At 61.8% G+C, this 19,136-nt stretch carries 21 protein-coding genes; 4 read left to right on the top strand and 17 right to left on the bottom strand.

Annotation, left to right across the window (positions count from 1 at the left end):
* Nucleotides 1–130: 130 nt before the first annotated feature.
* The 9 genes from HX839_RS06875 to exbB form a co-directional block, all read right to left on the bottom strand.
* On the bottom strand, nucleotides 131–1,531 hold the full coding sequence (locus HX839_RS06875) for an aminoacyl-tRNA deacylase and HDOD domain-containing protein (RefSeq protein WP_003213308.1): 1,401 nt from the start codon (nucleotides 1,529–1,531) through the stop codon (nucleotides 131–133).
* A 78-nt stretch (nucleotides 1,532–1,609) separates the two neighbouring features.
* Nucleotides 1,610–3,685 carry an ATP-dependent DNA helicase RecG gene (gene recG / locus HX839_RS06870; protein ID WP_003213306.1) on the bottom strand — a complete coding sequence of 692 codons (2,076 nt, stop codon included), beginning with the start codon at nucleotides 3,683–3,685 and terminating at the stop codon, nucleotides 1,610–1,612.
* An 8-nt stretch (nucleotides 3,686–3,693) separates the two neighbouring features.
* A complete protein-coding gene (locus HX839_RS06865; RefSeq protein ID WP_003213305.1) occupies nucleotides 3,694–4,614 on the bottom strand; it encodes a hydrogen peroxide-inducible genes activator in 921 nt (306 codons plus the stop codon).
* 114 nt (nucleotides 4,615–4,728) lie between these two features.
* Nucleotides 4,729–5,259: an iron transporter gene (locus tag HX839_RS06860; RefSeq protein ID WP_087693714.1), complete on the bottom strand. Its 531-nt coding sequence runs from the start codon at nucleotides 5,257–5,259 to the stop codon at nucleotides 4,729–4,731.
* Between the two features lie 19 nt (nucleotides 5,260–5,278).
* Nucleotides 5,279–6,097, bottom strand: a complete 819-nt coding sequence (locus HX839_RS06855) for an FTR1 family protein (RefSeq protein ID WP_177066882.1) — start codon at nucleotides 6,095–6,097, stop codon at nucleotides 5,279–5,281.
* 3 nt (nucleotides 6,098–6,100) lie between these two features.
* The gene (locus HX839_RS06850; RefSeq protein WP_003213299.1) at nucleotides 6,101–6,436 is read right to left on the bottom strand and encodes a cupredoxin domain-containing protein; all 336 of its coding nucleotides are present in this window, start codon (nucleotides 6,434–6,436) and stop codon (nucleotides 6,101–6,103) included.
* A gap of 167 nt (nucleotides 6,437–6,603) precedes the next feature.
* Nucleotides 6,604–7,353: an energy transducer TonB gene (locus HX839_RS06845; protein WP_003213297.1), complete on the bottom strand. Its 750-nt coding sequence runs from the start codon at nucleotides 7,351–7,353 to the stop codon at nucleotides 6,604–6,606.
* The gene (gene exbD / locus HX839_RS06840) at nucleotides 7,350–7,775 is read right to left on the bottom strand and encodes a TonB system transport protein ExbD (protein WP_177066881.1); all 426 of its coding nucleotides are present in this window, start codon (nucleotides 7,773–7,775) and stop codon (nucleotides 7,350–7,352) included. Before exbD ends, HX839_RS06845 begins: the two co-directional genes overlap by 4 nt.
* A 6-nt stretch (nucleotides 7,776–7,781) precedes the next feature.
* Nucleotides 7,782–8,768 carry a tonB-system energizer ExbB gene (exbB, locus tag HX839_RS06835; protein ID WP_087693713.1) on the bottom strand — a complete coding sequence of 329 codons (987 nt, stop codon included), beginning with the start codon at nucleotides 8,766–8,768 and terminating at the stop codon, nucleotides 7,782–7,784.
* Nucleotides 8,769–8,957: 189 nt separating this feature from the next.
* On the opposite strand from exbB, the gene HX839_RS06830 reads away from it, so the two are divergent.
* Nucleotides 8,958–9,809: an SDR family oxidoreductase gene (locus tag HX839_RS06830; RefSeq protein WP_008439436.1), complete on the top strand. Its 852-nt coding sequence runs from the start codon at nucleotides 8,958–8,960 to the stop codon at nucleotides 9,807–9,809.
* Nucleotides 9,810–9,852: 43 nt separating this feature from the next.
* Here HX839_RS06830 and HX839_RS06825 read toward each other — a convergent pair whose 3' ends face one another.
* The 6 genes from HX839_RS06825 to HX839_RS06800 all read right to left on the bottom strand — a co-directional run bounded on the left by HX839_RS06825 (nucleotide 9,853) and on the right by HX839_RS06800 (nucleotide 15,157).
* Complete coding sequence (locus HX839_RS06825; RefSeq protein ID WP_177066880.1) at nucleotides 9,853–10,596, bottom strand: hypothetical protein; 744 nt, start codon at nucleotides 10,594–10,596, stop codon at nucleotides 9,853–9,855.
* A gap of 63 nt (nucleotides 10,597–10,659) precedes the next feature.
* On the bottom strand, nucleotides 10,660–11,040 hold the full coding sequence (locus tag HX839_RS06820; protein WP_003213288.1) for a RidA family protein: 381 nt from the start codon (nucleotides 11,038–11,040) through the stop codon (nucleotides 10,660–10,662).
* Between the two features lie 24 nt (nucleotides 11,041–11,064).
* Nucleotides 11,065–13,170: a bifunctional GTP diphosphokinase/guanosine-3',5'-bis pyrophosphate 3'-pyrophosphohydrolase gene (gene spoT, locus HX839_RS06815; protein ID WP_008439435.1), complete on the bottom strand. Its 2,106-nt coding sequence runs from the start codon at nucleotides 13,168–13,170 to the stop codon at nucleotides 11,065–11,067.
* Nucleotides 13,171–13,230: 60 nt separating this feature from the next.
* Nucleotides 13,231–13,494 (bottom strand): DNA-directed RNA polymerase subunit omega, encoded by a 264-nt coding sequence (gene rpoZ / locus HX839_RS06810; protein ID WP_003176920.1) that lies wholly within the window; start codon nucleotides 13,492–13,494, stop codon nucleotides 13,231–13,233.
* Between the two features lie 167 nt (nucleotides 13,495–13,661).
* Nucleotides 13,662–14,282 carry a guanylate kinase gene (gene gmk, locus HX839_RS06805; RefSeq protein ID WP_003213284.1) on the bottom strand — a complete coding sequence of 207 codons (621 nt, stop codon included), beginning with the start codon at nucleotides 14,280–14,282 and terminating at the stop codon, nucleotides 13,662–13,664.
* A gap of 11 nt (nucleotides 14,283–14,293) precedes the next feature.
* Nucleotides 14,294–15,157 (bottom strand): YicC/YloC family endoribonuclease, encoded by an 864-nt coding sequence (locus tag HX839_RS06800; RefSeq protein WP_008439430.1) that lies wholly within the window; start codon nucleotides 15,155–15,157, stop codon nucleotides 14,294–14,296.
* Nucleotides 15,158–15,374: 217 nt separating this feature from the next.
* Here HX839_RS06800 and rph point away from each other — a divergent pair, with 217 nt between their 5' ends.
* On the top strand, nucleotides 15,375–16,097 hold the full coding sequence (gene rph / locus HX839_RS06795; RefSeq protein ID WP_003213280.1) for a ribonuclease PH: 723 nt from the start codon (nucleotides 15,375–15,377) through the stop codon (nucleotides 16,095–16,097).
* Nucleotides 16,098–16,119: 22 nt separating this feature from the next.
* Nucleotides 16,120–16,488, top strand: coding sequence for a DUF4870 domain-containing protein (locus tag HX839_RS06790; RefSeq protein WP_003213278.1), 369 nt, complete (start codon nucleotides 16,120–16,122; stop codon nucleotides 16,486–16,488).
* Between the two features lie 58 nt (nucleotides 16,489–16,546).
* Here HX839_RS06790 and HX839_RS06785 read toward each other — a convergent pair whose 3' ends face one another.
* A complete protein-coding gene (locus HX839_RS06785; RefSeq protein WP_003176915.1) occupies nucleotides 16,547–17,326 on the bottom strand; it encodes an exodeoxyribonuclease III in 780 nt (259 codons plus the stop codon).
* A gap of 82 nt (nucleotides 17,327–17,408) precedes the next feature.
* Between HX839_RS06785 and pyrE the strand changes: the two genes are divergently transcribed.
* Nucleotides 17,409–18,053, top strand: a complete 645-nt coding sequence (pyrE, locus tag HX839_RS06780; protein ID WP_003213276.1) for an orotate phosphoribosyltransferase — start codon at nucleotides 17,409–17,411, stop codon at nucleotides 18,051–18,053.
* A 168-nt stretch (nucleotides 18,054–18,221) separates the two neighbouring features.
* Here pyrE and argB read toward each other — a convergent pair whose 3' ends face one another.
* Nucleotides 18,222–19,127, bottom strand: coding sequence for an acetylglutamate kinase (gene argB, locus HX839_RS06775; RefSeq protein WP_003213275.1), 906 nt, complete (start codon nucleotides 19,125–19,127; stop codon nucleotides 18,222–18,224).
* Nucleotides 19,128–19,136: the final 9 nt, after the last annotated feature.

Below are 19,136 nucleotides of genomic sequence, written 5' to 3'. Positions count from 1 at the left end.
TCTTCAGCAATACTGCGTCGCCTGCATTCGCGAGCAAGCCCGCTCCCACATTCAATCCCATTCCAAAGTTGGAACTCGGTCGAATGTGGGAGCGGGCTTGCTCGCGAATACGGTGTAACAGGCGCCCGATTTATCCCTGACTGAACTGCGAAGCCAACTCGCGCAACAACGTTTCCGCGTCCAGCACCTTGCTCACCACGTCCTCTGCCTTGTCCCGGGTCAGCCCCAGGCGCTCAAGCAGTTCGTCCGGGATGGATTCATCCGGCCCCGAGCCGATGCCGCGGCTGCGCAGCAAGCGCACCGCCAGGCACACCAGGTTCGGGTATTCCGCATATTGGCCGTCGTAGGTCGGGTCGTGCTGGAAGCGCAGGGCGGTGGACAGTTCGTCCGGCATGTCCCAATAGCGCATCAACCACGCACCAATCTGCTCGCGGCTGATGCCCAGCAGATGCTGCTCGATGTAGCTGTGGCACAGGTGCGGGTTGACCTCCAGGTGCCGGCAGATCAGTGAGAAGTGCGGCGGGAAGACGTGGGCCAGCAACAGGTAGCCGAAATTGTGCAGCAGGCCGGCGAGGTACGTCAGCCCGGCTTCCGGGCGCTGGGCGCGGGGCATGGCGCGGGTCAGGCCTTCGATGACGGCGGCGGTGTAGATCGACTGGTGCCAGTACGGCGTGGCCTGTTGCGGGTGGTCCTTGGGCAGGCTCAAGGTCTTGCCCAGGGCCAGGCCGAGTGCGAGGTTGATCACCAGGTCAAAGCCCAGCACGCGCACGATGGCGTCTTCCACCGAGCGGATCTTGCCCGGCGAGGCGTAGTAGGGCGACGCGGCCCAACTCACCACCTGGGCGGCCAGGGCCGGGTCGGTTTCGACCACGCCGGTGATGTCGTCGATGGTGGCGTTGGGGTCGACCCGCAGCTTGATGATCTTTTGCGCGGTATCGGCCAGCGGTGGAATTTCGATGGTGGCTTCCAGGCGCTGCTGGATACGGCGGGCGGTGAACGCCTGCATCGCCTGGGTGATTTCCTCGCGGTCGTCGTTGGGGCGATCCAGGTTTGGCCGGATGTTGCTCAGCGGCTCGCCGAAATGCGCGGCGCTGGCCTTGGTCAGCATGCTCTTGAACGCGTCGCTGGAAATCTCCAGCAGCAGCCCGGCTTCGCCCGAGTGCACCAGCACGGTCGGCTCACGCAACAGGCTTTCTTCGTACAGGCAGGGAGAACTGGTCAGCGGCGGCAGGCCGGGCAGCAGGCTCAGGCTGTGCTTGCCGAGCATGCGCTCCAGGCGCTCCGGCGACACGGCCTTGAGGCGCCGACCGGTGAGCTCGGCGAGGCGATTAAGGTCCAGCAACTGGTTCTGTGGAAACAGCACCATGAGCGCACCCACGGCATCATCGAGCAGTACGGCTTGAACCTTCTGCGCCGGGTTCAGGCCGGGGCGTTCGGTAACTTCCGTGTAGCTGATGGCGAGCTTTGCAAGCAGCGTCCGAATCACCGAGGGTGCAGTCGGTGGAGCTGTGGCGAGGGCAACTTCTGACATGGCCTGAATCCAATTTCCTACAGTCATTGGAGTATAACCAGCTTGATACAAGTGAGGGTTGTCTAAGTGAGTCAGCCGTCACACTTGGCCGTATTGCTGCCCATGTCTCAGCCAGCGATCCAGCAGCGGGCTGACGTGTTCCGGCCAACGCTCCAGTAACGCCTGGGCCGCGTCGCGCACGGCGGGCAGCAAGTCGGCATCGCGCATCAGGTCGGCGACCTTGAATTGCAGCAGGCCGGTCTGGCGGGTGCCGAGCATCTCGCCGGGGCCGCGCAGTTCGAGGTCTTTTTCGGCGATCACGAAGCCGTCGTTGGTTTCGCGCATGATCCCCAGGCGCTGGCGACCGATCTGCGACAGCGGCGGGTGGTACAGCAGCACACAGTGGCTGGCGGCGCTGCCCCGGCCGACGCGGCCGCGCAATTGGTGCAGTTGCGCCAGGCCCAGGCGCTCGGGGTTCTCGATGATCATCAGGCTGGCGTTGGGGACGTCGACGCCGACTTCGATCACCGTGGTCGCCACCAGCAATTGCAGGTTGCCGGCCTTGAACTCGGCCATTACCGCGGCCTTTTCCACCGGCTTCATGCGACCGTGAATCAGCCCGACCTTGAGTTCACCCAAGGCGCTGGTGAGGTCTTCATAGGTGGTTTCGGCGGCCTGGCAGGTCAGCTCTTCGGATTCTTCGATCAGCGTGCACACCCAATACGCCTGACGGCCTTCGGCGCAGGCGCCGCGTACCCGTTCGATGACTTCGACGCGGCGGGTGTCGGTGACCAGCACGGTGTTGACCGGCGTTCGGCCCGGCGGCAGTTCGTCGAGGATCGAAGTGTCGAGGTCGGCGTAGGCGCTCATGGCCAGGGTGCGCGGGATCGGTGTGGCGGTCATGATCAACTGGTGCGGGCTCATGCGGCCGCCCACGCCTTTCTGGCGCAGGGCCAGGCGCTGCTGCACACCGAAGCGGTGCTGTTCGTCGATGATCACCAGCGCCAGATTCTTGAACTTCACTTCGTCCTGGAACAACGCGTGGGTGCCCACCACCATCGGGGCGCCGGCGGCGATCTGCTCCAGGGCGGCTACGCGGTTCTTGCCCTTGAGCTTGCCGGCCAGCCACGCGACTTCCAGGCCCAGCGGTTCGAGCCAGCGCTTGAAGGTGATGAAGTGCTGCTCGGCGAGAATCTCGGTGGGCGCCATCAGCGCCACCTGATAGCCGGCTTCGAGGGCCTGCAACGCGGCGAGGGCGGCGACCACGGTTTTACCCGCGCCCACGTCGCCCTGGATCAGCCGCAGCATCGGTTCTTTCTGGCTCAGGTCGTAGGCAATTTCGTTGCCGACCCGTTGCTGGGCGCCCGTCGGTGCAAACCCCAGGTTGGCCAGGTATTGCGCAGGCAGGCGCTTGGCCTTGGGCATGGCCGGCGCGCGCAGCGAACGCATGCTCTCGCGCAGGCGCTGCTGGGACAGTTGATGGGTCAGCAGTTCTTCGAACGCCAGGCGATGCTGGGCCCAGTGATGCCCGAGAGCCAACTCGTCGACGTCGGCATCGGCGGGTGGGTGATGCAGGTAGCGGATCGCATCATCCAGCGGCGCCAGTTGATAGTCGCGCGCCAGTTCCTGGGGCAGCCAGTCGGGCAGGCTTTTTGGCCCGAGCATCGTCAGAGTCTGCATGCACAGTTGGCGTAAGCGCTGCTGGGTCAGGCCCTCGGTGAGCGGGTAAATTGGCGTGAGGGTGGTGTCTACCGGCGGCGGTTCGTCGCCGGTAATCGCGCGGTATTCCGGGTGATAGATTTCCAGCCCCGAAGCGCCGGGCCGGGCTTCGCCGTAGCAGCGCACGCGGGTACCACGCTTGAGGCCTTCCTTCTGGGCGTTGCTGAAGTGGTAGAAGCGCAGGCTCAGGCCGCCGGTGCCGTCTTGCAGGCGCACCACCAAGCTGCGGCGCTTGCCCATGACCACGTCGGCGCCGCTGACGGTGCCTTCAACCACGGCGTCCTGCCCAGGGCGCAAGTGGCCGATGGGCACCACGCGGGTGCGGTCCTGGTAACGCAGGGGCAGGTGGAACAGCACGTCCTGGAGATTTTCCAGCCCGACCTTGGCCAACTTCTCGGCCATGGCCTCCCCGACACCCTTGAGTGCCGTCACCGATACCTGCGACAGCTCAGTCATACCGTTACTTAGCTCGCAGCAGGCGGCTTGGCCACCGAACACAGGCGGATCGAGTCGGCGAGGATTTCAATCGCTTTCGGACGCGGGAAGCTCGCACGCCAGGCAATCGCCACGGTGCGGAACGGTACCGGCGGCGTCAGTGGGCGCACGGCGATTACGCCGGGGGCGTAGTGATGGCTGTCGACCGCCGACAGCGGCAGGATCGAGATACCCAGTCCGGAGGCGACCATATGGCGAATGGTTTCCAGGGAGCTGGACTCCACGGTGGTGTGCTTGGCGCCGTCGTTGCCCTTGGTCAGGGTCGGGCAGGCTTCCAGCACCTGGTCGCGGAAGCAATGGCCTTCGCCCAGCAACAGCAGGCTCTTGTCGTTGAGCAGGCCCGCGTCGATGGTGTCTTTCTGCGTCCATGGGTGGGACGCCGGCATCAGCACGTAGAACGGTTCATCGTAGAGCGGCAGGGTCAGCACATCCGCCTCGTTGAACGGCAGGGCGATGATGATCGCGTCCAGCTCGCCGTTGCGCAGTTTGTCGCGCAGCACGTGGGTGAAGTTTTCTTCGATATACAGCGGCATCTGCGGCGCGACGCGGTGCAGTTGCGGAATCAAGTGCGGGAACAGGTACGGGCCGACGGTGTAGATGGCGCCGACTTTCAGCGGGGCGGTCAGCTGGTTCTTGCCGGCCTGGGCCAGCTCGCGAATGCTTTGGGCCTGTTCCAGAACCTTCTGGGCCTGGGCGACGATGCCTTCGCCGACGGGCGTCAGGCGCACAGCGCTTTTGCTGCGCTCGAAAATCAGCACACCGAGTTCGTCTTCAAGCTTCTTCACACCCACCGATAGCGTCGGCTGGCTGACGTGGCAACGCTCGGCCGCGTGGCCGAAGTGCTGCTCTTGGGCGAGGGTAACGATGTAGCGTAATTCTGTAAGAGTCATAGCGGGCGTCCATGAGGTTGCGGGCCAAGCATACCGGCTGCAATCGATAGACGCACGTTATCAGACAGCGTAGGGGCCGCGACACCGGTTAATCGGGTATCGCCGCCCCGTATTTCACTTTTGCGGGTACTTGAAGGTGAAGGTTTCGGTGAAGGGAGCCCACCATTCAGGCACGCCGGTTTCCTTGTCTACATGGTGGAAGAAGCCCTTGATCTGTGGGCTTTCATAGCGCAACACCACGGTGTAGGTGCCGGGGCCGTCCATTTTCACGTTGTTGGCGTAGTGGGCGCCGTCTTTGGCCACCATCGGCAACAGCGTGCCGATTTCCTTGTAGTCGGGCGAGCCCTCCTTGACCAGTGAGTAGCTGATGGTCAGGTAGGGCACCCACTCACCGTTGGACAGGCCGTATTTGTTGTCGGCGGTGGCGTGCACATCGGTCTCAAGGTGTACCGAGTCCTTGCTCATCACCATGCCTGGCGGCATGGGCGCCATTTCGATGCCCACCAGGTACGAGGAGGCGATCTCCATGTCATTGATCTGCACCGGTCCGCCAATCGGGTATTCGCGGGCTTGGGCGAGGGAGGAAGCGGCCACGGCGCTGACGAGCAGCAGTGCGGCGGCGAAGGGGTTGCGCAGGTGTTTCATGGTGGGGCTCCTGGGGCGGTTAATGTGATTGTGTCGGGCGTGAATGCAGTAAACGGTTACCCAGCACCAGGACCGAGAGGGTGACGAGCCACGCCACCAATTGAACGCCCAGAGGTCGGTCGGTGTAGCCCACCAGCGCGGTCAATGCGCGGCCGGTGAGGCTGCCATCGGAGACCAGCCAGGAGGTGTCCCAGAGCTGGTAGCCCCAGGCGGGAATCAGGTCGATACCGGCGAGGATCGCGGCGGCCCGGCCAGCCATGCCGGCGGCAAGCAAGGCGATCATCCAGCCGGTAATCGAGAACAGGCGCTTGAGGCTGATGGCGACCAGGCCGCGGTACATCAGCCAGGACAGCGCGGCGCCGGCGACGATGCCGAGCACGCCGCCGGCCAACATCGACAGTGGGTCTGTCTGGCTGGAGGCGGCGATGCCATAGAGGAACAGCACGATTTCCGAGCCTTCGCGCAGCACGGCCACGGTGATGACCACGGCCAGGGCCCAGAGTGATTTTTCACCCTTGAGTACTGAATTGCCGGCGCTGCGCAGTTGGGTCGCCAGCTCGCGACCATGACTGGCCATCCATAAGTTGTGCCAGCCCAGCATGACCACGGCGACTACCAGGATGGCTGCGTTGAAAATCTCCTGGCCAAAGCCCTGCAGCGCCTGGGTAATTGCGCCGGTAAATAGTGCGAGGATGCCGGCACCGAGCACGCCGGCTGCGATTCCGCCGCCAATGAACAGCCCACGTCTTGCCAGGCCCTGGGTGGCGGCCATCACGATGCCCACCACAATCCCGGCTTCCAGCACTTCTCGAAACACGATCAACAGACAGGCCAGCATGGCTTACTCCTTGGCCGCGACGGCGGTGACCGTGCCTTTGGCCTGGTCGGGGTGGTAGTCATCGAAGAAGGTGTAGGTGCCGGGATGCAGCGGGCCGGCAAACACCGTGATGGTGTTGCCGGGGACGATGATTTTTTCGAATTTCATGTCGTAGCTTTCGAACTCGTCGACGCTTTCATCGTGGCTGGTGAGTTGAATGCGAAAGCGCTCACCGGCCGGCACCTCGAACGTCGAGGGGCTGAAGGTGTGGTTCTGAATGACCAGGGTGACCAGCTGGTCCGCCTGTGCAGCGACGGGTAAAGCCAGTAGGAGGAGAGCCAGCCGGGCAAGGTTGGGCATGCCGAATGTCCGCTAATGAGAACTATTCGCGGATAATTAGCGTTGTCTTTAAGTGTTACAAGTGAAGATCGAGTTAGGTGTTGACTCGTTCAAGTCTGGTTCAGGTTGCGGTGATGCGGGGGGAGGGAGCAACAGCCGTGGGCACCCGAGAGTGCCCACGGTAGGGTTTAGCGGCGACGTTTTTCGATGTTGTAAACGAATGGTGCAACGATCTCGATGCTCCCGCCTTTCAACATGTCGGCCGGCGGCTTGGGCAGCGGCTGGGCACGACGGATCATGTCGAGGGTGGCGCGGTCCAGGTCGGCGTTGCCGGAGCGGCCCACCAGTTCGTAGGACAGCACGTTGCCATCGGCATCCACCACGAAACGCAGGCGGTTCAGGCCTTCCTTGCCACGCGCCTGGGCGCCCGGCGGGTACTTCTTGTACTTCTGCAGGTGGCCCAGCAGGGTACTTTCCCAGGTGGCCTTGGCCGCGATCTGCTGCGGTGAAGGGCCCGGTTGTGGCTGGGCGGATTTTTCCGTAGGCGCGTTGTTCTGCGGAGTTTCGCTCGGCGGCTCTTCGGAAGGTTTTTCCTTGGGCGGATCGGGCTTCTTCTCCACAGGCTTGGGCGGCTGTGGTTTTGGCTTGGGCTTGACCGGCTTTGGCACCTGGATCGTCGGCTTAGGTGCCTCGGCCAGTTTCGGCAATGGCAGCTCTTCGACTGGCGCAGGCGGCTGTGGCGGCGTGATCACCTTCGGCGGGGCCGGAGGTGGTGGCGCCGGCATCGGTGCCAGGTCGATGACCATGGCGGCCGGAGGCAGCTGGACCATATGTGGCGCCGACCACTGGAGCGCGATGATGATCGCGACGGCGTGGACGCCCAGCACGACGGCAAGGCTGGTGCCATAACGCGTCAGTTTGTGGCGCGTCGTGATCATTTCTTGGCTGCCGTCTCAAGTCCGACCAGGCCTACCTTGAGGTAGCCGGCTGCCCGCAGGGCATCCATCACGCTCATCAGGTCGCCGTAGTCCACGCCCTTGTCGGCCTGGAAGAAGATGGTCGTGTCTTTCTTGCCCTGGGTCTTGGCGTCGAGCACCGCGCCCAGGGTGTCGGATTTGACTTCTTCTTCGCCCAGGAACAGACGCCGGTCCGCCTTCACGCTGAGGAATATCGGTTTCTCCGGCCGCGGCGCAGGTTTCGCGCTGGAAGCGGGCAGGTCGACCTTGATATCCACGGTGGCCAACGGTGCTGCCACCATGAAGATGATCAGCAGCACCAGCATCACGTCGATAAACGGCGTGACGTTGATTTCGTGGTTCTCGACGAGCTCGTCGTCGCCTTGATTCAAATGCAGGCCCATGGCCGATTACCCCACTTTCACCATGTGCGGTTGCGAGCTGCGCTCGGAAGGCAGGTGATCGAGGTCACGGCTGACCAGCAACAGGACTTCTGCCGAAGCGTCCGATACCTGAGCCTTGTAGCCGGCGATCGAACGGGCGAAGACGTTGTAGATCACCACCGCAGGAATCGCGGCAACCAGGCCCAGTGCGGTTGCCAGCAGGGCTTCGGCGATGCCGGGAGCCACGACGGCGAGGTTGGTGGTCTGGGTTTTGGCGATGCCGATGAAGCTGTTCATGATGCCCCATACGGTACCGAACAGGCCGACGAAGGGCGCGGTGGAACCGATGGTGGCCAGCACGCCGGTGCCGTTGCTCATGTTGCGACCGCAGGCGGCAACCAGGCGCTCAAGACGGAAACTGACGCGTTCCTTGATGCCTTCTTTTTCACGGGTGTTGGCAGACAGGCGCATCTCTTCGAGTGCGTCGTGAACCAGCAGGTGCGCCAGGGTGCCCTTCTTCGCCGCGCTTTCGCTGGCTTCTTTCAGGGTGGTGGCTTTTTTCAGGTGGACGATTTCAGTGCGCAGGCGACGCTTGGCGCCCAGCAGCTCGAAGCCCTTGGCGATCCAGATGGTCCAGGTGATGATCGAAGCGATGGCCAGGCCGATCATCACGATCTTCACGATGATGTCAGCGTTCTGGTACATGCCCCACGGCGACAGGTCGTGGGCCATGCCCAGGCTGTTGTCTTCTTCCAGCACGACGCCGGATTCGTCAGCCGGTGCGCCTTCGGCGGCCAGGGCCGGGTCGGTCGCGGCCGGTGCAGCGGCTGGCGCAGGAGCGTTTTGCTCTGTAGCTGGCGCGCTCGCTGCAGGCGGGGCGGCCGGCGCGGTGTTGTCGGCGAACGCGGCGGTCGGTGCCAGCAGGACGCTGAACAGCACTGCAGCAATCGCACGCCAGGCGCGGGATGGGCTGTGAGGCTTGGTTGGCGAAGCGGGGGATGTATTGCGTGTCATGCTGGCCGGACCTGAGAGAAAAAAATGAGTGAGCGTCCTTCCAGACCGTAACGGGTCGAGGACAAATGGGCGGTTATTATTGCAAGTAATTCTTGTTAACAGAAGTAATACAGTTACTTTATTTGTCGTTTTGCTGGCCGCTGGTCATCTGCGGGGGCTAACCTTGACCTTTAAGAACGGAGTTTTGTGATGTCTGCGCCTTCTGTGGTGATTGCCGGTTGCGGCGATGTCGGTAGCCGTCTGGCCACCCAATTGCTGGCCCAGGGCTGGGAGGTTCATGGCCTGCGGCGGGATATTTCGCGCCTTCCCAAGGGCGTTATCGGGATTGCCGGCGACCTGTTCAATGAAGACTGTCCCGATACCTGGCCGGTGGGCGGGGTGGATTACCTGGTGTATTGCGCGGCCGCCACCGATCACGACGAGGCGGGTTATCGTGCGGCATACGTGCAAGGGTTGCGGCATGTGCTGGAGTGGCTGAACGACTACGGCCAGGAGCCCAAGCACCTGTTGTTTGTGTCCAGCAGCAGTGTGTATGGGCAGCAGAACGGTGAGTGGGTCGACGAAAGCTCCGAGACCAAGGCAGGCGGTTATTCCGGCCAAGTCATGCTGGAAGCCGAGCAAGTGGCGTTGGATAGCGGCATTCCCGCCAGTGTCGTGCGCCTTACCGGGATTTATGGTCCAGGTCGGGAGTGGTTGTTGAGCCAAGTGCGCCAGGGCTATCGCGTGGCGATTGATCCGCCTTTATATGGCAACCGGATTCACGCGGATGACGCGGCGGGTTTGCTGGCGTTTTTGCTGCAGCACGTGGAGCAGGGCGGTGTGCTGGATAAGTGCTACATCGGCGTCGACGATGCTCCGGCCCCGCTGGCCGAGGTGGTTGCCTGGTTGCGCGAGTACCTTGGCGTGACCGAATGGGCCGAGAACGCCAGCGTGCGACGCGCCGGTAGCAAGCAGTGCAGCAACGCCCGGGCCAAGGCGTTGGGCTGGGTGCCGCGTTATCCGAGTTATCGCGAAGGGTATGCGGCGATCCTGGAGGGTTGATCGCGGCGTGAAGAAAAAGGAGCCTGAGGGCTCCTTTTTTGCGTCACTGTTTTTCCAGCAACCACTGTCGTGGCCCGGGGGTAAACGAGGGTACCTCGTCGGCCTGGGCGGTGTTGATCGCCTGGAAGATCTCCATTTGCTTGCCCTTGCGCGCAAAGATCCACGGGTTGCCCTGGCCGTTCAACTGTAGCCAGATACTGTCGTAGCCGCCGCTCATGGAGGCGCAATCGCCCGCCAGGCACAGCGAGTACTGATCGGCGCCGGGCAAGCCGGTCACCTGGCCATTGGCCTGGAACTGTACGGTGGCGCCTTCGCCAGTGCCGCTGCTGATTTTCCAGGTGCCGCCCATGTAGGCGGCGTACAGGGTGCGTTCGAAGTTGGCACCCAGTGGCGCGCCTTCGGGGGCTGGATCCTTGGCACGGGCGAACAGTTGCTCGGGCTCGTTATCATTGGCCCCTTGCAGCAGTTGTTTGCCTTTGCGCTTGAGTTCAGTGGCGGAACTGCCGTAGAAATCGACACTCCAGGCGCCGGATTTTTCACCCAGCAATTTGCCTTCAGCTACTTCAAAACCGTTGTAGTAGCGGGCCTGGGACGCTTTGGTGTTCACCTCCCATTCGAGGTTCGGACCATAGCTCTGCAGGGCTTCACGCAAAGGGCCGCCCTTGGCTGCCGCGTCGATGGCGGCCTGGTTGATCCAGGTGCCGCTCACATCCAGGTCGGCGGGATTGCTGGCGCAGCCGCCGAGCAACAGGGCGAGCAACGAAGAGGCAACGAGCGCTTTGCGCATTACGAAATCCTTCCAAGAACCAATTCGGCGCAGCCTTCCCGTGGAAGCGCTGCGCCGGATGTTTTACTCGATGACCAGAATGGCGTCCATCTCAACCTGCGCGCCCTTTGGCAGGGCGGCAACGCCGATGGCGGCGCGGGCTGGGTACGGCTGTTCGAAGTACTTGCCCATGATCTCGTTGACCTTGGCGAAGTGGCTCAGGTCGGTGAGGAAGATGTTCAGTTTGACGATGTCCTTGAACGAACCGCCCGCAGCTTCGGCAACCGACTTCAGGTTTTCGAAGACCTGGATGGTCTGGGCTTCAAAGCCTTCAACCAGCTCCATGGTTTTTGGGTCCAGTGGAATCTGGCCGGACATGTAGACGGTATTGCCCGCCTTGATCGCCTGGGAATAAGTACCGATTGCTGCTGGTGCCTTGTCGCTGGTGATAACAGTCTTGGTCATGAATGACTCCTTGTAATGGATGGGCTAGGCGCGCATGCGGGTGATGCGGATGACCCCGGTCAGGGCGCGCAGTTTCTTGATCACGCGGGCCAGGTGCACGCGATCGTGCACGCTGACCACCAGTTGGACCACGCTGATGCGGCCATCGCGTTCGTCCATGCTGATTTTCTCGATATTGCCGTCGGCCGCGTTCACGCTGCTGGCCAGCAGGGCGATCAGGCCGCGCTGGTGTTCCAGCTCGACCCGCAGCTCGACGTTGAATTCGCCAGTGACATCCTTTGCCCACGAAAGCTGGATGCATTTCTCGGGGTTGTGGCGGATTTCACTGATATTGCGGCAGTTGTCCAGGTGCACCACCATGCCTTTGCCGGCGGACAAGTGGCCGACAATCGGGTCGCCCGGGATCGGCGTGCAGCACTTGGCGTAGCTGAGCACCAGGCCTTCGGTGCCGCGAATCGCCAGCGGGCCTTCGGGGCTTGGCAACTGTTCGCCTTCGCCCAGCAGGCGGCGCGCGACCACATAGGCCATGCGGTTGCCCAGGCCGATGTCTTCCAGCAAGTCTTCGATCAGTTCCTGGCGGTACTCGTGCAACATCGCCTGCACGCGTTCGGCCGGGATCTTGTCCAGGGAGCTGTCGAAGCCGTTGAGCACCTTGTTCAGCAGGCGTTCGCCCAGGCTGATGGACTCGGAACGGCGTTGCAGTTTCAGGGCGTGACGGATGTGGGTGCGAGCCTTGCCGGTGACCACAAAGTTGAGCCAGGCCGGGTTCGGGCGCGCGCCCGGTGCGCTGACGATCTCCACCGTGGAGCCGCTTTGCAGCGGTTCCGACAGCGGGGCCAGTCGACGATTGATCCGACAGGCTATGCAGCTGTTACCCACGTCGGTGTGCACCGCGTAAGCAAAGTCGACCGCCGTGGAGCCTTTTGGCAGCTCCATGATCCGGCCTTTGGGCGTGAACACGTAGACCTCGTCCGGGAACAGGTCGATCTTCACGCTTTCGATAAATTCCAGGGAGTTGCCGGCACGTTGCTGCATTTCCAGCACGCCCTTGACCCACTGGCGGGCGCGGGCATGGGTGCCTTTTGGCTGCTCGTCGCCGGTGGATTTGTACAGCCAATGGGCGGCGATGCCGTTGTTGGCCATCTCTTCCATTTCGCGGGTACGGATCTGGATCTCGATCGGCACCCCGTGCATACCGAACAGCGTGGTATGCAGCGACTGGTAGCCGTTGGCCTTGGGAATCGCGATGTAATCCTTGAAGCGTCCGGGCAGGGGCTTGTACAAATTATGTACAGCACCCAGCACGCGGTAGCAGGTATCGACCTTGTCGACGATGATCCGGAACGCGTACACGTCCATGATCTCGTTGAAGGCCCGGCGCTTGCCGCGCATCTTCTTGTAGATGCCGTAGATGTGTTTCTGCCGGCCGCTGACTTCGCCCTCGATCTCATCGATCGCCAGGCAATGGCTCAGGGATTCTTCGATCTTGTTGACGATTTCCTTGCGATTGCCCCGGGCGCGTTTCACTGCCTGGTAGATGCGCGCGGAACGCATCGGGTGCATGGCCTTGAAGCCGAGGTCTTCGAACTCGATACGAATGGCGTGCATGCCCAGCCGGTTGGCGATGGGCGCGTAGATTTCCAGGGTTTCCTTGGCGATGCGCCGGCGTTTTTCACCGGACAGCACTTCCAGCGTGCGCATGTTGTGCAGCCGGTCGGCCAGCTTGACCAGGATCACCCGGATGTCCCGGGCCATGGCCATGGCCATCTTCTGGAAGTTTTCCGCCTGGGCTTCGGCCTTGGTCTCGAAGTTCATCTGGGTCAGTTTGCTGACCCCGTCGACCAGTTCGGCCACGGTTTCGCCAAATTGCGCACTGAGCGCTTCCTTGGCAATGCCGGTGTCTTCGATCACGTCATGCAGCATCGCGGCCATCAGGCTCTGATGGTCCATGTGCATGTCGGCAAGAATATTGGCCACGGCAAGAGGATGCGTGACATACGCCTCGCCACTGCGGCGGCGTTGGCCGTCGTGGGCTTGTTCGGCGTAGAAATACGCTCGGCGGACCAGGTTGACCTGGTCTGGGCCGAGGTAGGTCGATAAGCGATCGGCGAGGGCGTCTATGCTCGGCAAAGTATTAACTCCTGCCGTTGGCTGTGACCCCGCGCCGTGCTACGTCGACCAGGCATAGGCTTAGACGGCCTCGTTGGACTCGTCCTCGAACGCTGCAAACAGCGGTTCGTCTTCAACGATTTCGGCGTTGGCGATGAACTCGTAGCTCATCAGGCCTTCAGCGATTTCACGCAGGGCTACAACGGTAGGCTTGTCGTTTTCCCACTGGACCAGGGGCTCTTTGCCGCCAGTGGCCAGTTGACGGGCACGCTTGGTAGAGAGCATGACCAGCTCAAAGCGGTTATCCACGTGTTCTAGGCAGTCTTCAACGGTTACGCGGGCCATGGTATTCCTCGGAGCGAATGCAATATGCGCGCTGCCCGGTTGGGCGAGCGGACTGAACAGTTTAAAAAATCACCAGCGTTTAGGGAAGCGCTGATTTTTCGCAGGCCATCGCAAACGCGCTACAAGTGCCAATGTAAAGCCCCTGCAGCGGTTTTGGGAAGAGCCAATCAGCCGAGCAGTTCGGCCAATAATTTGCCGAAACGCTGCTGCTGACGCTTTTGCTGGAGCTGATTGGCGCGGAAAATCGCTTTCAGATCGTCCAGCGCGTGAGCGAAATCGTCGTTGATGATCAGGTAGTCGTAGTCGACGTAGTGGCTCATTTCACTGACGGCTTCACGCATGCGACCTTCGATGATCTCGTCGCTGTCCTGGCCACGATTGGTCAGGCGCTGGTGCAACGCTTCCAGCGAAGGCGGCAGGATGAAGATCGAGCGAGCTTTGGGCATCAGCTGGCGCACTTGCTCGGCGCCCTGCCAGTCGATTTCCAGGATCAGGTCGTGGCCTTCGTCCAGGGTCTGCTGCAGGTGGCTTTGCGAGGTGCCGTAGAGGTTGCCGAAGACCTCGGCGCGCTCCAGGAAATCACCGTGCTCGATCATCTTGACGAACTCGGTGCGCTCGACGAAGTGGTAGTGCACGCCGTTCACTTCACCCGGGCGCATGGCGCGGGTGGTGTGGGACACCGAGATGCGGATCTGCTCGTCAGCGTCGGTCAGGGCCTTGACCAGGCTGCTTTTGCCCGCGCCCGATGGGGCAGAAATGATGTAAAGGGTGCCGGTGCTGTGGGTCATGTCAGGGTGCCTTACTCGATATTCTGTACTTGTTCGCGCATTTGCTCGATCAACACTTTGAGGTTGACCGCAGCCTGGGTGCTGCGCGGATCAAAGGCTTTGGAGCCCAGTGTATTGGCTTCGCGGTTGAGTTCCTGCATCAGGAAGTCCAGGCGCCGACCGGCGGCACCGGCGGACTTGAGCACGCGGCGCACTTCCAGGATGTGGGTGCTCAGGCGGTCGAGCTCTTCGGCAACGTCGCTCTTTTGTGCCAGCAGGACCATCTCCTGCTCCAGACGCACCGGATCCAGTTCGGCCTGCATGTCGGCGAAGCGGTCCAGGACCTTCTGGCGCTGGGTGGCAAGCATCTGCGGCACCAGTTCGCGCAGGGTCACCACGTCTTCTTCAATGGAGGTCAGGCGGTCGCTGATCAGGCGGGCCAGTTCGGCCCCTTCACGCTCGCGGCCGGCCTTGAGTTCTTTCAAGCCCTGGTTGAACAGGGCCAGCGCCTCGGCGTTCAACGCCTGTGGGTCAGTGGCGTCGGCCACCAGCACGCCGGGCCAGGCCAGGACTTCCAGCGGGTTGATGGCGGCAGGCTGCTTGATCAGGCCGGCGATGGTTTCGGCGGCGGCGACCAATTGGGCGGCGCGCTCGCGATCCACCTGCAACGGCTTGCCGGTGGTTTCCTCGGTAAAGCGCAGGGTGCATTCCAGCTTGCCGCGGGAGATGCCCTGGCGCAGTGCCTCACGAACCGCGCCTTCGAGGTCGCGAAACGATTCCGGCAGGCGCAGGTGCGGCTCCAGGTAGCGGCTGTTGACCGAGCGCAATTCCCAGCTCAGGGTGCCTTGGACGCCGGCTTTTTCGACGCGGGCGAAGGCGGTCATGCTGTGCACCATGGAGGTACCTCGCGATGCAGTCCCGCAAACAGGCGGGCTGATGGGTAGATTGAAGCCGACAGGCTGCGAAGGCGCAGGATTGTAGCTCAAGGGGACGGGTGGCCCCAAACAGTGGCTTCGGTGCCCGGGTTTGTAACAGGATTTTTTAGCCGTGCCGATCAGGGCTGGCGGCTCTATAATGCTCGGCAGTTTTTCGTCCTCCGTACAGGTATCCCCTATGAAACGTCCAAGTGGTCGCGCTGCCGATCAGCTCCGCTCGATCCGCATCACCCGCAACTACACCAAACACGCCGAGGGATCTGTACTGGTCGAGTTTGGCGATACCAAGGTTATCTGCACCGTCAGCGTCGAAAACGGCGTGCCGCGTTTCCTCAAGGGCCAGGGCCAAGGTTGGTTGACCGCCGAATACGGCATGCTGCCGCGCGCCACCGGCGAGCGTAACCAGCGTGAAGCCAGCCGTGGCAAGCAAGGCGGCCGCACCCTGGAAATCCAGCGCCTGATCGGTCGCTCCCTGCGTGCAGCCCTGGACATGTCCAAGCTGGGCGACGTGACCCTGTACGTCGACTGCGACGTGATCCAGGCCGACGGTGGCACCCGTACTGCCTCCATCACCGGGGCCATGGTTGCCCTGGTCGACGCGCTCAAGGTCATCAAGAAACGTGGTGGCCTGAAAGGCGGCGATCCGCTCAAGCAGATGATCGCGGCTGTATCGGTCGGCATGTATCAGGGCGAGCCAGTGCTGGATCTGGACTATCTTGAAGATTCGGCTGCCGAGACCGACCTGAACGTGGTGATGACCAGCACCGGTGGTTTCATCGAAGTGCAGGGCACCGCCGAAGGCGCGCCATTCCAGCCGGCGGACCTGAATGCCATGCTGGCCCTGGCCCAGAAGGGCATGACCGAAATCTTCGAACTGCAGAACGCCGCATTGGCCGACTGATTCAATCCCAAGGAGCGACGCCATGAGTGACAGCCAACTTCCACTGCCGACACCGTCCAAGGAAGTTCGCCAGTGGGCGATGCTCTGTCATTTTGCGGCGTTCTTCGGGCTGATGTTCCCGTTCGGCAGCCTGCTGGGGCCCTTGATTCTCTGGCAGGTGAAGAAGGATGCAGACCCGTTCATTGATGACCAGGGCAAGGAAGCGCTGAATTTCCAGATCACCGTGGGCATTGCCTGGGCGGTCTGCTTCCTGCTGGGTTTTATCGTGATCGGCTTTGTGTTGATGACCGTGCTGGTGATCGGCGCGGTGGTGATGACGATCATTGCGGGCATCAAGGCCAACAAGGGCGTGGCTTATCGTTATCCGTGGACATTGCGGTTGATCAAATAACCACCGCCCACAAAAAAACCGACAGCGATGTCGGTTTTTTTGTGCCTGGAAAAAGACTTTAGATGGTCAAGGTCCAGTCGTAGTCCACGATCAGCGGCGCGTGCTGCGAGAAGCGCGGCTGGCGTGGCAGACGTGCGCTGCGCACGAAGCGACGCAAGCCTGGCGTCAGCAGCTGGTAGTCAAAACGCCAGCCGAGGTTGAGCATCTCGGCCTGTTCGTTATCCGGCCACCAGCTGTACTGGTCGCCTTCGCGGCTGACTTCCCGCAGGGCATCGACATAGCCCATGTTGCCGACAATCTCGTCCATCCAGGCCCGTTCCGGCGCCAGGAAGCCCGGGGATTGCTGGCTGTCGCGCCAGTTCTTGATATCCAGCTTCTGTTGCGCCACGTACAGCGAGCCACAGTAAATGTACTCGCGACGTTTGCGTCGCTGTTTATCCAGATAACGGGCGAAGTCGTCCATTAGCTTGAACTTCTGGTTCAAGTCTTCATCGCCATTCTGCCCTGATGGAAGCAGCAAGGTCGCAATGCTGACCTTATCGAAATCGGCTTGCAGGTAGCGCCCGTAGCGGTCGGCTGTCTCGAAGCCGAGGCCGCTGATGACCGCCTTGGGTTGCAACCGCGAATACAAAGCCACGCCGCCTTGGGCGGGAACTTCGGCATCACAGGCATAAAGGAAGTAGCCATCCAGTTGGAAGGCTGGGTCGTCCAGTTCAAAGGCGGAGGCGCGGGTGTCCTGCAGGCAGATGACGTCGGCATTCTGGGCTTGCAGCCAACTGAGCAAACCACGCTCGACTGCAGCCTGAATACCATTGACGTTCACACTGATGATCCGCATAAATGGCCCCAAAAATCGCGTGCGTGTATGATACACGCCGTCTACCTAATTAGCTAAATCCGTGGTATCTGAGGCTTTTTTCATGCAGGCGTATCAACGCGATTTCATTCGTTTTGCCATCGATCGCGGCGTATTGCGCTTCGGTGAGTTCACTTTGAAGTCCGGGCGCACCAGCCCTTACTTCTTCAATGCCGGCCTTTTCAACTCGGGTTCTGCCCTGGCGCAGCTGGGTCGTTTCTATGCGGCCGCCATCGTTGAAAGCGGCATTTCCTTCGACGTGCTGTTCGGCCCTGCCTACAAAGGCATCCCCCTGGCGGCCGCGACCGCCGTGGCGTTGGCTGAACATCACGAGCTGGATCTGCCTTGGTGCTTCAACCGCAAAGAAGCCAAGGCCCACGGCGAAGGCGGTAGCCTCGTGGGTGCGCCGCTCAAGGGCGACGTGCTGATCATCGACGACGTGATCACTGCCGGTACGGCGATTCGCGAAGTGATGCAGATCATCGCTTCCCAGGACGGCGCCAAGGCGGCCGGCGTGTTGATCGCGCTGAACCGCCAGGAGCGCGGCAACGGTGAATTGTCGGCGATCCAGGAAGTGGAACGTGATTTCGCGATTCCAGTGGTGAGCATCGTGTCCCTGAACCAGGTGTTGCAGTTCCTGGAAGATGACCCGCAGCTCAAGCAGCATTTGCCGGCGGTCAAGGCTTATCGCGAGCAGTTCGGCGTTTAGAAGATCCATGTGGGAGCGGGCTTGCTCGCGAATACGGCTTGTCAGTTGATATATGTGTCGACTGACCCGCCGCTTTCGCGAGCAAGCCCGCTCCCACATTTTTAGACCGAGTACATAGAAAAGGCCCCGTTCAATCGAATTGAACGGGGCCTTTTTGTTTACCAGCGCTTAGGGGCGCTTGCGGTTGCTGATCAGGGTACCCACACCGGTATCGGTGAAGATTTCCAGCAGGATCGCATTCGGCACCCGGCCATCCAGGATCAACGAGCTGCCAACGCCGCCTTGCACCGCTTCCAGCGCGCAGCGGATCTTCGGCAGCATGCCGCCGTAGATGGTGCCGTCGGCGATCAGGTCGTCCACTTGCTGGGTCGTCAGGCCGGTCAAGACCTTGCCTTCCTTGTCCATCAAGCCGGCGATGTTGGTGAGCAGCATCAGCTTCTCGGCCTTCAGCGCCTCGGCCACCTTGCCGGCCACGAGGTCGGCGTTGATGTTGTAGGACTCACCGTTGGCACCGACACCGATCGGCGCGATCACCGGAATGAAATCGCCTTTCACCAGCAGGTTCAGCAGGTCGGTGTTGATGCCGATCACTTCGCCCACCTGGCCGATGTCGATGATTTCCGGCTGGGTCATCTCCGGGGTCTTGCGGGTCACGGTGAGCTTCTTCGCCCGGATCAGTTCGGCGTCCTTGCCGGTCAGGCCGATGGCGCTGCCGCCATGGCGGTTGATCAGGTTGACGATGTCTTTGTTCACCTGGCCGCCCAGGACCATCTCCACCACGTCCATGGTCTGGGCGTCGGTTACACGCATGCCGTCGATGAAGTGACTCTCGATGGACAGGCGCTTGAGCAGGTCACCGATTTGCGGGCCGCCACCGTGTACCACCACCGGGTTGATCCCGACGGCTTTCATCAACACGATGTCGCGGGCAAAGCCGGTTTTCAGCTCGTCGCTTTCCATGGCATTGCCGCCGTACTTGATCACCAGCGTCTTGCCGACGTAGCGTCGAATGTAAGGCAACGCTTCGGAAAGGACCTTGGCGGTATTGGCGGCGGCTTCGCGTTCGAGGGTCATTCAGGGCTC

This window comes from Pseudomonas sp. I8001 (assembly GCF_013385345.1).
In the GTDB taxonomy this organism is placed as follows: Bacteria; Pseudomonadota; Gammaproteobacteria; order Pseudomonadales; family Pseudomonadaceae; genus Aquipseudomonas.
Note: the sequence above shows the minus strand (reverse complement) of the source record. Positions and strands in the feature narration are given on the sequence as shown.